This is a genomic window from Salipiger thiooxidans, assembly GCF_900102075.1.
GTDB classification, from domain to species: domain Bacteria; phylum Pseudomonadota; class Alphaproteobacteria; order Rhodobacterales; family Rhodobacteraceae; genus Salipiger; species Salipiger thiooxidans.
Map to the genome: position 1 here is coordinate 91,416 of NZ_FNAV01000009.1, position 12,915 is coordinate 104,330.

At 69.5% G+C, this 12,915-nt stretch carries 15 protein-coding genes; 9 read left to right on the plus strand and 6 right to left on the minus strand.

Annotation, left to right across the window (positions count from 1 at the left end; genetic code table 11):
- The first annotated feature begins 186 nt into the window (after window positions 1-186).
- Together BLQ77_RS14675 and BLQ77_RS14680 are read left to right on the plus strand one after the other, a co-directional pair.
- Window positions 187-999 carry a lytic murein transglycosylase gene (locus BLQ77_RS14675; RefSeq protein WP_089960508.1) on the plus strand — a complete coding sequence of 271 codons (813 nt, stop codon included), beginning with the start codon at window positions 187-189 and terminating at the stop codon, window positions 997-999.
- A 171-nt stretch (window positions 1,000-1,170) separates the two neighbouring features.
- Window positions 1,171-1,989 carry a hypothetical protein gene (locus tag BLQ77_RS14680; RefSeq protein WP_089960513.1) on the plus strand — a complete coding sequence of 273 codons (819 nt, stop codon included), beginning with the start codon at window positions 1,171-1,173 and terminating at the stop codon, window positions 1,987-1,989.
- Here BLQ77_RS14680 and BLQ77_RS14685 read toward each other — a convergent pair.
- The 3 genes from BLQ77_RS14685 to BLQ77_RS14695 form a co-directional block, all read right to left on the minus strand.
- The gene (locus BLQ77_RS14685) at window positions 1,979-2,722 is read right to left on the minus strand and encodes a heme-dependent oxidative N-demethylase family protein (protein ID WP_089960515.1); all 744 of its coding nucleotides are present in this window, start codon (window positions 2,720-2,722) and stop codon (window positions 1,979-1,981) included. The two genes, BLQ77_RS14680 and BLQ77_RS14685, sit on opposite strands and share 11 nt — an antisense overlap.
- 105 nt (window positions 2,723-2,827) lie before the next feature.
- Entirely contained in the window at window positions 2,828-3,433 is a 606-nt protein-coding gene (locus BLQ77_RS14690) for a biotin transporter BioY (protein WP_089960518.1), read from the minus strand.
- A gap of 118 nt (window positions 3,434-3,551) precedes the next feature.
- A complete protein-coding gene (locus BLQ77_RS14695) occupies window positions 3,552-3,755 on the minus strand; it encodes a hypothetical protein (RefSeq protein WP_131822020.1) in 204 nt (67 codons plus the stop codon).
- Window positions 3,756-4,059: 304 nt separating this feature from the next.
- Between BLQ77_RS14695 and BLQ77_RS14700 the strand changes: the two genes are divergently transcribed.
- From BLQ77_RS14700 to BLQ77_RS14715, 4 genes are all read left to right on the plus strand, one after another.
- Complete coding sequence (locus BLQ77_RS14700) at window positions 4,060-5,247, plus strand: pyridoxal phosphate-dependent aminotransferase (RefSeq protein ID WP_089960523.1); 1,188 nt, start codon at window positions 4,060-4,062, stop codon at window positions 5,245-5,247.
- Window positions 5,248-5,271: 24 nt separating this feature from the next.
- Window positions 5,272-5,619 (plus strand): TfoX/Sxy family protein, encoded by a 348-nt coding sequence (locus tag BLQ77_RS14705; protein WP_089960526.1) that lies wholly within the window; start codon window positions 5,272-5,274, stop codon window positions 5,617-5,619.
- Between the two features lie 487 nt (window positions 5,620-6,106).
- A complete protein-coding gene (locus BLQ77_RS14710; RefSeq protein WP_008885137.1) occupies window positions 6,107-6,277 on the plus strand; it encodes a YqaE/Pmp3 family membrane protein in 171 nt (56 codons plus the stop codon).
- Between the two features lie 5 nt (window positions 6,278-6,282).
- Window positions 6,283-6,690 carry a DUF4112 domain-containing protein gene (locus BLQ77_RS14715; protein ID WP_165617119.1) on the plus strand — a complete coding sequence of 136 codons (408 nt, stop codon included), beginning with the start codon at window positions 6,283-6,285 and terminating at the stop codon, window positions 6,688-6,690.
- A gap of 183 nt (window positions 6,691-6,873) precedes the next feature.
- Here BLQ77_RS14715 and ndk read toward each other — a convergent pair whose 3' ends face one another.
- Window positions 6,874-7,296: a nucleoside-diphosphate kinase gene (ndk, locus tag BLQ77_RS14720; protein ID WP_008884414.1), complete on the minus strand. Its 423-nt coding sequence runs from the start codon at window positions 7,294-7,296 to the stop codon at window positions 6,874-6,876.
- Between the two features lie 197 nt (window positions 7,297-7,493).
- Here ndk and BLQ77_RS14725 point away from each other — a divergent pair, with 197 nt between their 5' ends.
- The 3 genes from BLQ77_RS14725 to BLQ77_RS14735 all read left to right on the plus strand — a co-directional run bounded on the left by BLQ77_RS14725 (window position 7,494) and on the right by BLQ77_RS14735 (window position 10,787).
- Window positions 7,494-9,350, plus strand: coding sequence for an ABC-F family ATP-binding cassette domain-containing protein (locus tag BLQ77_RS14725; RefSeq protein ID WP_089960530.1), 1,857 nt, complete (start codon window positions 7,494-7,496; stop codon window positions 9,348-9,350).
- Between the two features lie 131 nt (window positions 9,351-9,481).
- Entirely contained in the window at window positions 9,482-10,102 is a 621-nt protein-coding gene (locus BLQ77_RS14730; protein ID WP_008886216.1) for a MarC family protein, read from the plus strand.
- A gap of 103 nt (window positions 10,103-10,205) precedes the next feature.
- Window positions 10,206-10,787, plus strand: coding sequence for a retropepsin-like aspartic protease family protein (locus BLQ77_RS14735; RefSeq protein ID WP_089960533.1), 582 nt, complete (start codon window positions 10,206-10,208; stop codon window positions 10,785-10,787).
- Between the two features lie 9 nt (window positions 10,788-10,796).
- Here the strand turns inward: BLQ77_RS14735 and BLQ77_RS14740 are convergent, their stop codons facing one another.
- The gene (locus tag BLQ77_RS14740) at window positions 10,797-11,255 is read right to left on the minus strand and encodes a DNA polymerase III subunit chi (protein WP_089960536.1); all 459 of its coding nucleotides are present in this window, start codon (window positions 11,253-11,255) and stop codon (window positions 10,797-10,799) included.
- Between the two features lie 37 nt (window positions 11,256-11,292).
- A complete protein-coding gene (locus tag BLQ77_RS14745) occupies window positions 11,293-12,774 on the minus strand; it encodes a leucyl aminopeptidase (protein ID WP_089960843.1) in 1,482 nt (493 codons plus the stop codon).
- Window positions 12,775-12,915: the final 141 nt, after the last annotated feature.

Sequence of the window (12,915 nt, forward strand, 5' to 3'; positions counted from 1 at the left end):
CCCTTCCGGATCGGACGGTTTTCGAAGGGCGCCCCGCGGGGCGCCCTTTTGCTTTTGCCGGCCCCCGCCACAGGCCCGGCCCGCACCTGCCGCACGCCCGGCCACGCACCTCCGGCAATTCCTCTTTGACCGGCGCAATATGCGCGCTACCGTTCGGAGCGACTGTCAATTTCGGAGAGCCATTCCATGTCCCGCCTTCTGCTGAAAGCCGTCGCCGTCCTGGCCACAGCCATCACCTTCGCCGGGGGCGCCAAGGCCGCCACATGCGGCAACAACGCCGGCGGTTTCGAGGCGTGGAAACGCGAGTTCGCAGCCGAGGCGCAGCGCGCCGGGGTTGGCCAGCGCGGCATCCAGGCGCTGATGAACGCCAGCTACTCGACCTCGACCATCGCCGCGGACCGCAACCAGAAGGGCGTGAAATACAGCCTCAACGACTTCATCCGCATCCGCCTCGGCTCGGTCGACGGGTTCGCCAAGACCGGCCGTGGCCGCGTCCAGCGCAACCCGCAATTCTATGCCGCGATCGAGCAGCGCTATGGCGTGCCCGCCGGGATCCTCGTGTCGATCCACGGCATGGAGACGGGTTTCGGCCGCACCATGGGCAACGTGCCGGTGGTCTCGTCGATCTCGACCGTGGCCTATGACTGCCGCCGCTCGTCCTTCTTCACGCCGCACGCGCTGGCGGCGCTGCAGATGGTGGACCGCGGGATGCTGGCGCCAAACCAGAAGGGCGCCGCCCATGGCGAGCTCGGCCACACCCAGTTCCTGCCCGGCAACGCCCTGCGCTACGGCGTCGACGGCAACGGCGACGGCCGCGTCGATTTCTACAACGAGTGGGACGCGCTGGCCTCGACCGCGAACTTCCTGCGCCAGAAGGGCTGGCAGCCGGGTCAGCCCTACAACGAGGGTACCCGCAACTTCCGCGTCCTGAACGAATGGAACGCCGCCACCGTCTACCAGCAGGCCATCGCGCTGGTCGCGGCCCGCATCGACGGCTGAGCCTGTCTGCACCGCTTCGGGCCGGTCCGGGCACACGCCCGGGCCGGTCCTGTCTTTCGGGGCCATGTCGTGGTTAACGCCACATTAAGGCCCGGACGACGGCACAGAGTTGCCGCATTTTTCCTCTAATTTTCGATACGCTCTTCTCATCTGACTGTACCGGAACGTGTCATGCGCGCCTCTGGCATTCCCTACGCAGGCATCGTCCTGCCGGATCCCGCCGCCTTCGATCTTCAGCGCGCCCTTGCCGATGCGGCAGAGGTGCTGCGGCGCCTCGACGGCGCTTCTGGCGAACCGCTGCGCCGATCGAGCAAGCGCGCGGCGGTAATGGCTGACCGGCTGGGCATCGCGATCCGCCCGCCCGAGCCCGGGGCTGCCCCCTGCCGTGCCGAGATCCGGGTGATCGCCAAGAGTGGCGGCGTGCCGGGCGGCGAGCTCGTGGCCTCGGTCCTCGCGCAGGTCGTGCTGGCACTGCTGGTCCACGTCCCGGCGCGGCAGATCGAGTGGTTCTCGCCCGACACTCTGATCGGCCCCGAGGATTTCGTCGAGCTGAACCGCTACGTCTCTCCCCGACGTCGCGGCGCGCCGGTGGCGGACCCGATGCCCGAGCTCCTGCCGGAGCCGGAGCCCGCGCGGCTCTCGCCCGTCGAGGAGGAGATGGCGCTCACCGCCAGCATCCGCGCCGCCATGTTCGAGGCCGAAGCCGAGGCCGCGCAGAACCGCCGCCTCTCCAGCCGCCTGCTGCCGGTGCTGCGTCAGCGCATCCGCAGCCAGAAACCGGTCGAGCCGCGCGCGGCCACCACGGCCTACGCGGCCACCGGCGGGCTGGCGCTGGCCTCGGTGCCGGTGGCGGCGGTGCTGCACGTCGCAGCCCGGCTGCGCGCCATGGACCTGCGCTTCGTCGCCCGTATGCTCTCGGTCGTGGTGATCTTCGCGGTGCTCCAGAACACCGGCGTGCTGCGTCAGGTGGTGACGGGGCTCATGCACTAAGCCCGAGCACGGTCTCGCGCTCGAGCACGTAGGTGTGGATGGTGAAGGCCACCGCTCCGGTGCGCGGCAGTCGCACGAGGCATTGCCGCTCCGACCGGAAGAAGGGCGCGCTCTCTGCCTGCGCGCCGGGACGGTGCTGCCGCGACACCGGCTGGTGCAGCGTCGCGTCCTGATACCAGAGCCGATTGAACCGCATCAGCGGCCGCCCCGCCTGGATCCCGTCGAAAAGCCGCTGCACGCGCCGCGCCAGCGCCGCGTCATAGTCCGCCACGGGAATGTGGATGTGCACCAGCGGGTGCATGAACTTCGCCGACAGCCGCCAGCTCGCCGGGAAGCACAGCAGCGCCCCCGTGAGCACGTGCTCGTCGCTGCCGGGGCGTTTCTCGAGAATGCAGAGGTCTTCCTGAACCAGCCGCGACAGCGTGCCGAGCGGGTCGTCCCGGTCGAGCGTCACCGTCTCGCCGTCCGGGCGGCGCACCGTCTCGCCGCTGCGCGAGAAACCCGCGGGCAGGTTTTCCAGCACCACCTCGAGCAGCTCGTCGGCGGCCGGTCGGGCGTCGGGATCGAGCTGCACCACGTCCTCGCGCCGCTCGGCCAGCAGGCGCGCGCGCTCGGCCATCTGGGCGCCGTAGGCCTCGTCGGCGAGCAGCCATTCGGACATCGGGATGGGGCCGATGTTGGGAAGCGGCCGGGCCGTGTCGGGGTCGTAGGGAAGGCGTGTCTGCAGGATCATGGCACCGGACTAGCCCCGCTCCGTGCGCCCCGCAAGAGCGCCCGAAACGAACACGGCGCGGGAAGATCCCGCGCCGCGTCAGAAGGTCGAATTTTCGGCGTCGGATCAGCCGCGGGCGCGGCCCACGAGCTTCCACACGGCCGGAAGGACCATCGCCGCCAGCGCCAGCTTGATCGCGTCGCCGACGAGGAACGGGGTGAGGCCCCACTCCAGGATCGGCTTGTTCCAGCCGTAGAGCATGCCGAGCCAGATCAGGCCGGGGACGTAGAGCACGACGTTGCCGAGCAGCATGGCGCCGGCCATCTTCGGCGCCGAACGGTCCCAGCCCATGCGGGCGAGCGTGCCCATCAGCACGGTGGCGATGATGTAGCCCACCAGGTAGCCGCCGGTGCTGCCCATCATGTATTCGATGCCGTTGAGATCCGCGGTCGAGCTCTGGAAGATGTCGAAGCCGATCATGCCGAGGATCATGTAGCCCATGATCGTGGCAAGGCCGAGACGCGGGCCGTAGGCGGCGCCGACGGTGAGCACCGCGAACGTTCCGAGGCCCATGGCCACGGGCGAGCCGGGCACCGGCACCTTGATCTTGGCGCAGACGGCCAGAAGCGCGATGCCGGCGATCACGAGAATGGCCTGCTTGGCGCGCAGCGCGGCACCTTCCTGGGCGCCGAACGTCTCCACCAGAACGGAGCGTTTCTGAGCGATGTTCATCGGGTGTCCCCCTTTTATCATCTCCAATTCACGTGTTTCTGCACGATGCGCCGCCTCATCGCAAGATATCTTGCTGCAGGTGCACCGGCATAATTTGCAAACCGATGGTTTGCAAAAGCTAATCATTGCCGCCGTTCTGACGGCCCGACACCTGACCGCCGCCAGAACGGCACCCGGCCAGACGCCCGCCCCGGTTGGCCGCCACCGCCGACCCGGCGCAGGACGTCAGCGTCACCGTCACCGGCAACAACGGCGGCACGATCGCCACGTCCCGCGACTGCGCCCGGGCCTCCGGGTCGGCCACCTGCGCGACCTCGAGCACGCTGACCTCGCCCGCCGGCGAGCCCCCCGCAACCGGGGCCACGAGCGCAACCGTACCTCCGGCGACGGCAAGTCCAAGACCCCGACCAGCCGTACTGGCCCGGGCGGCGGGACCAGCGGCCGCACCCGCCTGGTCACCCGCTGAGCCGAAGGCCGGCAGCCCGTCCCTCACGCGGGCTGCCGCACCTGACGCGCGGCGCGCAGCGGCGAAGCTTCGCGAGGGCGGGGGCCGGAGGTGGCGCCCGCACTTGCCCGCCGCCCCGGCCGGTGGCAAGACGGTTTCATCCTCCGGAGGACTCGACCCCATGCCAGGGCTTTCCAAGCGCATCACCACCCTGAACGCCGGCGGCTCCGACGGCTGGGACCTGTTCTACAAGGCCAAGCGCATGATCGCCGAGGGCATCGCGGTCACCGAGCTCACCATCGGCGAGCACGACATCCGCACCGATCCCGCGATCCTCGAGGCCATGCACGCGGCGGCGATGGATGGCCACACCGGCTATTCTCTGATCCCCGGCACGCCCGCCCTGCGCGACCGCATCGCCGCCCGGGTGACCGAGCGTACCGGGGTACCCACCACCCGCGACAACGTGCTGGTGACCCCCGGCGGTCAGGCGGCGCTCTTTGCCGCGCACATGGGGGTCTGCGATCCCGGCGACACGGCGCTCTTCATCGACCCGCATTACGCCACCTACCCCGGCACCCTTCGGGCGGCGGGAGCCGTCCCGCATGCGGTGGCCACCCGCCCCGAGCGCGCTTTCCTGCCCGATCCCGAGGACGTGGCCGCCGCCGCGCGCGCCACGGGCGCGGTGTCGCTGCTGATCAACACGCCCAACAACCCCACAGGCGCGATCTACCCGCGCGCCACGCTCGAGGGGCTGGCCCGCGTCGCCGAGGCCGAGGATTTCTGGCTGATCTCGGACGAGGTCTACGACACCCAGATCTGGGAGGGCCGCCACCTGAGCCCGCGCGCCCTGCCCGGCATGGCTGCGCGCACGCTGGTGCTGGGCTCGATGTCGAAGAGCCACGCCATGACCGGCAGCCGCATCGGCTGGATCGTCGGCCCCGAAAGCGCCATCGCACGGTTCCACGACCTCTCGGTCAACACCACCTACGGCGTACCGGGCTACATCCAGGACGCGGCGCTGTTCGCGCTGGAACAGGGCAGCGCGCTCGAGGCGTGCGTCGCCGAGCCCTTCCGCCGCCGCCGGGCGCTCGCGCAGGAGATCCTCGCCCGGCAGAACGCTGTCGGGCTGATCCCCTCGGGCGGCGCTATGTATCTCTTCCTCGACATCCGCTCCACCGGGCTCAGCGGCGAGGGCTTTGCCAACGCCCTTCTCGACCATCACCATATCGCCGTGATGCCGGGCGAGAGCTTCGGCGCCACGGCGGCGGGCTTCGTGCGCGTCGCGATGACCATCCCCGACGAGCGCTTCGCCGAGGCGCTGCACAGCCTCTGCCGCTTTGCCGAGGGCGTCGCCCGTGCCGCCTGAGCGCCGCATCGTGGAGGTGGCGGCATGAGCACGCCGGTGTCGTCGATCCGCAACCTCGGGCCAGCGGTCGAAAGCGCGCTCGCTCGCGCCGGGGTGCCCGACGCCGAGACGCTGCGCGAGATCGGTGCCCACGAGGCTTATGGCCGGATGCTGAAGGCGGGCACCAAGCCGCATTTCATCGGCTACTACGTGATGCACATGGCGCTGCAGGGGCGGCCTTGGAACGACTGCCGCGGCAGGGAGAAGGAAGAGCTCCGCGCCCGCTTCGACGCACTCTGCGCCGAGGTCTCGGGCAACGGTCGTCCGCTCTCGGGGATCGAGAAGGTGCTCGACGAGATCGGCGTGCGCCCCAGGGCCGGCCCGCGCGGTTGAGCCTGCGCAGCCGGCTCCGCCGGGCTTGGCAGCAGGACCTTTTGCGGCTCTGGGGAACGGGGAGCGCGACCCGACCGAACTGCCGGGAGTGAGACCGTCCCGGTGCAGGTCATCCGTGGCAAAACTGACGGGCGTGTCATGCCTCCGCCGAGTTCCGCCTCTCTTCAGTCCCGCATCGGGACGAACCGCGCATCAGCCCACGCAGGGCCGAACAGCCTCTCAGTCCCCTGACCCACCGGGCCGCGTCCCACGCCGCCGCGGGCCTGCGCGGTCTTTCTGTCCTCTCCCCGACCGGAACGGGTTTCTGCCCTGAAGCGAACAGCAGGTATTTGGTCCTCCGCCGAGCGGACCCGCAAACCAGTCCGCGCGCAGGCCGTCCCGCCCATCCCCCGGCCGTCCCTTCCCCCGCCAAATGCCCGTGAGCGGAACTCTGCTGCCAGTTGCGTCGTTGGTTCTGGAAACGCAAACCCAACCGGAGGCCCTGACCATGGACCTAATCCGCATCATCGCCGCCATTCTGCTGCCGCCGCTCGGGGTCTTCCTCCAGGTGGGCTTCGGCAAGCATTTCTGGCTCAACATCCTGCTCACGCTCCTGGGCTACATCCCCGGCATCGTCCATGCCGTCTGGATCATCGCCCGCGAGCCGCAACACGCGTGACCGGCATGAGCGCCCATGATCACCTTCGCCGGGTCGAACGCGTCGAGCGCATCGCCCGCACCATGGATCGGGCCTTCCGGGTGCCGCTGACCGGCATCCGCATCGGCTGGGACTCGATCATCGGTCTGGTGCCCGGGATCGGCGATACGCTGGCACTGGCGCCGGCGATCTGGATCGTGAACGAGGCCCGGGACATGGGCGCGCCGAAGCCGCTGCTGGCGCAGACGGCGGGCAACATCGGGGTCGACTGGGTGATCGGCCTCTTGCCGCTCATCGGCGACATTCTCGACGTGGGCTACAAGTCCAACCTACGCAACGCCGCGCTTCTGCGCGCATGGGTCGAGGAACGGCACCGTGTGCCCGGCGACGGCACCGCCCGCCCCGCCGACTACGGCGAGGCGATGGCGCTCTGACTTAAGCCAGCGCGCGCCCTTGGTGGTCCCCGTCGCCGGTGCGCACTGACCACCGACAAACATCATCCGAAAAGCAAAACGGGCGCCCAACCGGGCGCCCGTTTCGTCTGTCACTCGCTCATGCGGGCGTATGACCAACTGAATGCGTCATGCGGAAGCATGACGCAGGCATCGTGCCGTGGCTCAGCCGACCAGTTCGAGGCCCGAGAAGTAGTAGGCGATCTCGGCAGCTGCGGTTTCCGGGGCGTCGGAGCCGTGCACCGAGTTCTCACCGACGGATTCGGCGAACTCTGCGCGGATGGTGCCCGGGGCCGCGTCGGCCGGGTTGGTTGCGCCCATCACTTCGCGGTTCTTCGCGATGGCGCCTTCGCCTTCCAGCACCTGCACCACGACCGGCTCGGAGGCCATGAACTCGCAGAGTTCGTCGTAGAAGGGACGCTCGGCGTGCACCTTGTAGAACTCACCGGCCTGTGCCTTGGTGAGCTGGATGCGCTTCTGCGCGACGATCCGCAGGCCCGCTTCCTCGAACTTGGCGTTGATCTTGCCGGTCAGGTTGCGGCGGGTGGCATCGGGCTTGATGATCGAAAGGGTGCGTTCGACGGCCATGTGTGGTCTCCATTGAAAGGCCGGGCGTCGGGCCCGGCCGGTAATCTTCGAAGGCGCGTTACCATGCGGGGGACGGATTGGGAAGCCCCGGCGCCGTGACGCCCGGGTGCCGGCGGCCTGCGCACCCGGCAATATTTGCGCGCCGAAGTGGATCATGGGGGATTTCCGGCGCCCGCACGCTCTGCTAGAGCCCGCCCATGCTTAGGATCGACGACATCTCTTTTTCCATCGAGGGCCGCCCCCTGTTCGAGGGTGCCTCTGCCGTGATTCCCGCCGGCCACAAGGTCGGGCTCGTGGGCCCCAACGGGGCGGGCAAGACCACGCTGTTCCGGCTCATCCGGGGCGAGCTGACCCTCGACGGGGGCGAGATCTCGATGCCCGAGCGCGCCCGCATCGGCGGCGTCGCGCAGGAGGCGCCGGCCAATGCCATGTCGCTGATCGACACGGTGCTCGAGGCCGACACCGAGCGCGCCGCGCTGATGGCCGAGGCCGAGACCGCCACCGATCCGCACCGCATCGCCGATGTGCAGACCCGGCTCGCGGACATTGACGCATGGTCCGCCGAGGGGCGCGCCGCGTCGATCCTCAAGGGGCTGGGCTTCGACGAGGCCGACCAGCAGCGCCCGAGCTCGGATTTCTCGGGCGGCTGGCGCATGCGGCTGGCCCTTGCCGGGGTTCTCTTCGCGCAGCCCGACGTGCTGCTGCTGGACGAACCGACCAACTACCTCGACCTCGAGGGCGCGCTGTGGCTCGAGAGCTACCTCGCGCGCTACCCGCACACCGTCATCGTGATCAGCCACGACCGTGGGCTGCTGAACCGGGCGGTGGGCGCGATCCTGCATCTCGAGGCACGCAAGCTGACGCTCTACCAGGGCGGCTATGACACCTTCGCCCGCACCCGCGCCGAGCGCCGCGCGGTGCAGGCGGCGGCCGCGAAGAAGCAGGAGGACCGCAAGGCCCACCTGCAGAGCTTCGTCGACCGCTTCCGCGCCAAGGCCTCGAAGGCCAAGCAGGCGCAGGCCCGTCTTAAGATGATCGCGCGGATGGACACCATCACCGCGCCCGAGGATCTTGCCAAGCGGGTCTTCAGCTTCCCGCAGCCCGATCAGCTGTCGCCGCCGATCGTTGCGCTCGAGGGCGGCGCCACCGGCTACGGCGAGCGGAAGGTGCTGCAGAAACTGAACCTGCGCATCGACCAGGACGACCGCATCGCGCTTCTGGGCCGCAACGGCCAGGGCAAGTCGACGCTGTCGAAGCTGCTGGCCGACCGGCTGGCGCTGATGGACGGCAAGATGACGCGCTCGTCGAAGCTGCGCATCGGCTACTTCGCCCAGCACCAGGTCGACGAGCTGCACCTCGACGAGACGCCGCTCCAGCACCTCCAGCGCGAGCGCCCCGAGGTCATGCCCTCGCGCCTGCGCGCCCAGCTCGCGGGCTTCGGGCTTGGCGCCGATCAGGCCGAGACCGTGGTGGGCCGGCTCTCGGGTGGCCAGAAGGCGCGCCTGTCGCTGCTGCTTGCGACGCTCGACGCGCCGCACATGCTGATCCTCGACGAACCGACCAACCACCTCGACATCGAGAGCCGCGAGGCGCTGGTCGAGGCGCTCACCGCCTATTCCGGCGCGGTGATCCTCGTCAGCCACGACATGCACCTGCTGGGCATGGTTGCCGACCGGCTGTGGCTGGTGAAGGACGGCACCGTGCGGCCCTACGAGGATGACCTCGACGCCTACCGCGCCATGCTGCTGACGCAGGACAAGCCCGGCCGGGGCGACCGCGAGAAGCCCGTCGTCAAGGCGCCGAAGCCGTCGCGCGACGAGATCCTCGCGCTGCGCTCGGACGTGCGGAAATGCGAGGCGCGGGTCGAGAAGATCGAGGAGATGCGCGAGAAGCTCGCCACCAAGCTCGCCGATCCCGAGCTCTACGAGGACAACCGCGCCGGCGAGCTTGCCACCTGGAACAAGAAATACGCCGAGGTGATGGACGGTCTGCGCCGCGCCGAGACGCTCTGGGAACAGGCGCTGGAAAAGCTCGAGAGAGCCGAGACCGCCTGAGCGGACGCCCATAGATCCCCCCCCGCAGCGCCTGCATAGCCGCCGCTGCGGGTCTCCGTCCCACGGCCAGGGGGGCGCGGCACCACGCAGCACGCTGGACAAGCGCCCTGCCGCCGCCTACCCATTTTGCCATGGACGCCGCGTTCCTCATCACCGCCTTTGCCACGCTCTTCGTGGTGATCGACCCCATCGGGCTCGCGCCAATCTTCATCGCCCTCACCCAGGGCGCCGACCGGCAGCATCGCCGCAAGCTGGCGCTGCGCTCCTGCGGCATCGCGCTGGCGGTGCTCACGCTCTTCACCTTCTTCGGCGAGGCGGTGCTGGGTTTCATCGGCATCTCCATGCCCGCCTTCCGCATCGCGGGCGGGATCCTGCTGTTTCTCACCGCGCTCGACATGCTCTTCGAACGGCGCTCGAAGCGGCGCGAGGACAAGGCCGGGGAAGAGGACGCCCTGCCCGACCCTTCGGTGTTTCCCATCGCCATCCCGCTGATCGCCGGCCCCGGCGCCATCGCCACCATGATCCTGCTCGCCGGCCAGACCAGCTCGGTGCTCGAGATCGCGGCGATCCTTGCGGTTCTGGTGGTGGTGCTGCTCGTCGTGCTGCTGTTCTTCCTCAGCGCGGGCATCATCGAGCACGCGCTGGGGCATACCGGCATCGTCGTGGTGACGCGGCTTCTGGGGATGCTGCTGGCGGCGCTGTCGGTGCAGTTCGTCATCGACGGTCTGCGCAACATCGGCGCCCTCGGCTGAGCCGCGCGGCCCGAGCGGCCCGCGCCCCTGTTTTGACGGCGCGCGCGCCCTACATCTATCAGAGCGGTCGCGTCCGGCCGCCGCGACGACCCGGAGCGCGACAGTGACCCAGATGGATTTCGGAACCCTCGCCTATCTCGGACTTCTGGCCGTGGTGCTGGTGTTCTGGATGTTCGTGCAGAACCGTGAGAAGCTCGGGCGCAAGCTGCAGTACCTTGCCGCGTGGGGGCTGATCTTCCTTGGCGTCATCGCCGCGGTGGGGCTCTGGGGCGACATCCGCCAGACGGTGATGCCGCGGCAGGCGGTCTTTGCCGACGAGGGCCGGGTCGAGCTGCCGCGCGCGCCCGACGGGCATTACTACGTCTCGCTCGAGATCAACGGCGTGCCGACGCGCTTCGTCGTCGACACCGGCGCCACCGGCATGGTGCTGACCCGCAAGGACGCCGAGCGCGCCGGGCTCGAGGCGGGCGACCTGGTGTTCCAGGGCCAGGCCTCGACCGCGAACGGCGTGGTGCAGACCGCACCGGTGCGGCTCGGGCAGGTGGCGCTCGGGCCGTTCACCGACCGCAACCTTCGCGCCTACGTCAATCAGGGCGAGATGAAGACCTCGCTGCTGGGCATGAGCTACCTGCAACGCTTCTCGCGGCTCGAGATCGCCGACGGCAAGCTGGTGCTCGAGCGCTGAGGCTTCGTCTCAGGTCTCGGCCTTCTTCTCCCAGCGGCCCGATTCCTCGGACCAGTACTGCGCGGCGCAGCCCGCGCCGGTGAGCACGCGCCACTGGCCGCGCGCGGCCTGAAGCGCCTCGTGGTCGTGGCCGTCGAAGAGGATGCAGACGCGCTCGAGCTTTCCCACCTCCTCGGGCGAGACCTCGGCACCGTCCACCGCCATCAGGCAGGACGGGTCGTTCGGCATCGCGGCGCCGGTGGTCAGCAGCACCGGCTGCAGCGCGTCATGCGGCCCGCCAGACAGCCCGTGCGGCAGGAACCCCTCTTCGGGGCCCAGCCAGAGCCTTTGGTCGAGCCAGTCCATCCGCCCGGGCGCCGTGCCGCGCACCACGACGCGCCAGCCCGCCGAGAGCGATTTCTCGAGCAGCACCGGCAGCGTCGCCTCGAGCGGGCGCTGGGTCAGGTGGTAGAAATAGGCGGCGCCCATGTCGGTCAGCTCTCCGGTCGCGAGGGGTGGGAGGGGCTCACGCCCCGCCCTTCTCCGTGCTTTCGAAGCGGTCACGCACCAGACGGTCCAGCGCCATGACGCCCCAGCCGGTCGCGCCCTTCGGAGCCAGCGTGCTGTCGCCCTTGAGCGAGGCCACGCCCGCGATGTCGAGGTGAACCCACGGCACGTCGTCCTTGACGAAGCGCCGCAGGAACTGCGCCGCAGTGATGGTCCCGGCGGGACGGCCGCCGACGTTCTTCATGTCGGCGATGTTCGACTTAAGTTGGTCGTCGTAGGCCTTGCCCATCGGAAGGCGCCAGGCGCCCTCGCCCTCGGCACCCGCGGCCTTGAGGAAGGCGTCGGCGAGACCGTCGTCATTCGACAGCACCGCGGCGTTCTCGTGCCCCAGCGCGATGATGCAGGCGCCGGTAAGGGTGGCAAGATCGACCATGGCCGCGGGCTTCACGTGCTCCTGCGCGTACCAGAGCACGTCCGCGAGCACGAGCCGCCCCTCGGCGTCGGTGTTGATCACCTCGATCGTGTCGCCCTTCATCGAGGTCACCACATCGCCCGGACGCACGGCGCTGCCCGAGGGCATGTTCTCGACCAGACCGACAAGACCCACCACGTGGGCCGGCGCCTTGCGCAGGGCCAGCGCCTTCATGACACCCGAGACGACGCCCGCGCCGCCCATGTCCATGGTCATGTCCTCCATGCCGCCGGCGGGCTTCAGCGAGATCCCGCCGGTGTCGAAGACCACGCCCTTGCCGATCAGCGCCAGCGGGTCGCCCTCGGCCCCCTTCCAGCGCATGACCACCACCTTGGAGGGCGAGACCGAGCCCTGCCCGACGCAGAGCAGCGCGCCCATGCCGAGCTCGGCGAGCGTGTCCTCTTCCAGCACCTCGACCTCGACGCCGAGATCGCGCAGGCCCTCGAGCCGGGTCGCGAACGCGGTGGTGGTCAGGACGTTGGCGGGTTCGTTCACAAGATCGCGGGTGAAAAAGACGCCCTCGGCCACGGCCAGCGCCGCCTTGCAGGCCGCCTCGGTCTCGTCGGGCTTGCCACAGAGGATGCGCGCGGGCGCCAGCGGCTTGCCCTTGTCGCTGCGACGGGCGGTGAAGCCGTAGCCGCGCAGCGCGAGGCCAAGCACCAGCTCCGGCAGGCGGGTCAGGGTCTCGCCCAGCACGGTGACGGCGCTGCTGCCGGCAAGCCGCGCGACGATGGCACCGGCCTTGCGGGCCTCTGCCACGTCGGCGCGGCGCTCGAGCTTGATGATGTCGACCGCATCCGCCGCCATCCCCACCGGGAACGCGAGGGTCACCACGTCGCCCTGCGAAGCCTTGGCAAAGGCCTCGCCCGCCACGGCCCGCTCCATGGCACCCCGGGTCAGGCGGTTCAGCCGCCGTGCCCCGCGGCCAAGCTGGCCCGCGCCGTTGACGAAAACCGCGACCCGGCCCTCGGCGTCTTTCAGCGCATCGAGGTCTGTTTCGGCAAAGGTGATCTCGCGCAGATCGGTCATCATGCTCTCCTGTTGTCTTTGGCCCTAAGTGGTAGTCCCGCCGGGTGGCATTGACCAGAGCCACCTTTTCCCGCACACACCGTTCGACTAGGCTCGGTCGGAAACAGGATCTCGGGGGAACGCAGGCGTGCAGAGATTCGA

What these genes read in the sequence shown, in the direction of transcription:
- BLQ77_RS14710 (WP_008885137.1), top strand. Translation starts at nt 6,107, where the DNA reads ATGGACCTAATCCGCATCATCGCCGCCATTCTGCTGCCGCCGCTCGGG.
- BLQ77_RS14690 (WP_089960518.1), bottom strand. Translation starts at nt 3,433, where the DNA reads ATGAACATCGCTCAGAAACGCTCCGTTCTGGTGGAGACGTTCGGCGCC.
- BLQ77_RS14725 (WP_089960530.1), top strand. Translation starts at nt 7,494, where the DNA reads ATGCTTAGGATCGACGACATCTCTTTTTCCATCGAGGGCCGCCCCCTG.
- BLQ77_RS14680 (WP_089960513.1), top strand. Translation starts at nt 1,171, where the DNA reads ATGCGCGCCTCTGGCATTCCCTACGCAGGCATCGTCCTGCCGGATCCC.
- BLQ77_RS14685 (WP_089960515.1), bottom strand. Translation starts at nt 2,722, where the DNA reads ATGATCCTGCAGACACGCCTTCCCTACGACCCCGACACGGCCCGGCCG.
- BLQ77_RS14715 (WP_165617119.1), top strand. Translation starts at nt 6,283, where the DNA reads ATGAGCGCCCATGATCACCTTCGCCGGGTCGAACGCGTCGAGCGCATC.
- ndk (WP_008884414.1), bottom strand. Translation starts at nt 7,296, where the DNA reads ATGGCCGTCGAACGCACCCTTTCGATCATCAAGCCCGATGCCACCCGC.
- BLQ77_RS14705 (WP_089960526.1), top strand. Translation starts at nt 5,272, where the DNA reads ATGAGCACGCCGGTGTCGTCGATCCGCAACCTCGGGCCAGCGGTCGAA.
- BLQ77_RS14675 (WP_089960508.1), top strand. Translation starts at nt 187, where the DNA reads ATGTCCCGCCTTCTGCTGAAAGCCGTCGCCGTCCTGGCCACAGCCATC.
- BLQ77_RS14740 (WP_089960536.1), bottom strand. Translation starts at nt 11,255, where the DNA reads ATGGGCGCCGCCTATTTCTACCACCTGACCCAGCGCCCGCTCGAGGCG.
- BLQ77_RS14730 (WP_008886216.1), top strand. Translation starts at nt 9,482, where the DNA reads ATGGACGCCGCGTTCCTCATCACCGCCTTTGCCACGCTCTTCGTGGTG.
- BLQ77_RS14745 (WP_089960843.1), bottom strand. Translation starts at nt 12,774, where the DNA reads ATGACCGATCTGCGCGAGATCACCTTTGCCGAAACAGACCTCGATGCG.
- BLQ77_RS14700 (WP_089960523.1), top strand. Translation starts at nt 4,060, where the DNA reads ATGCCAGGGCTTTCCAAGCGCATCACCACCCTGAACGCCGGCGGCTCC.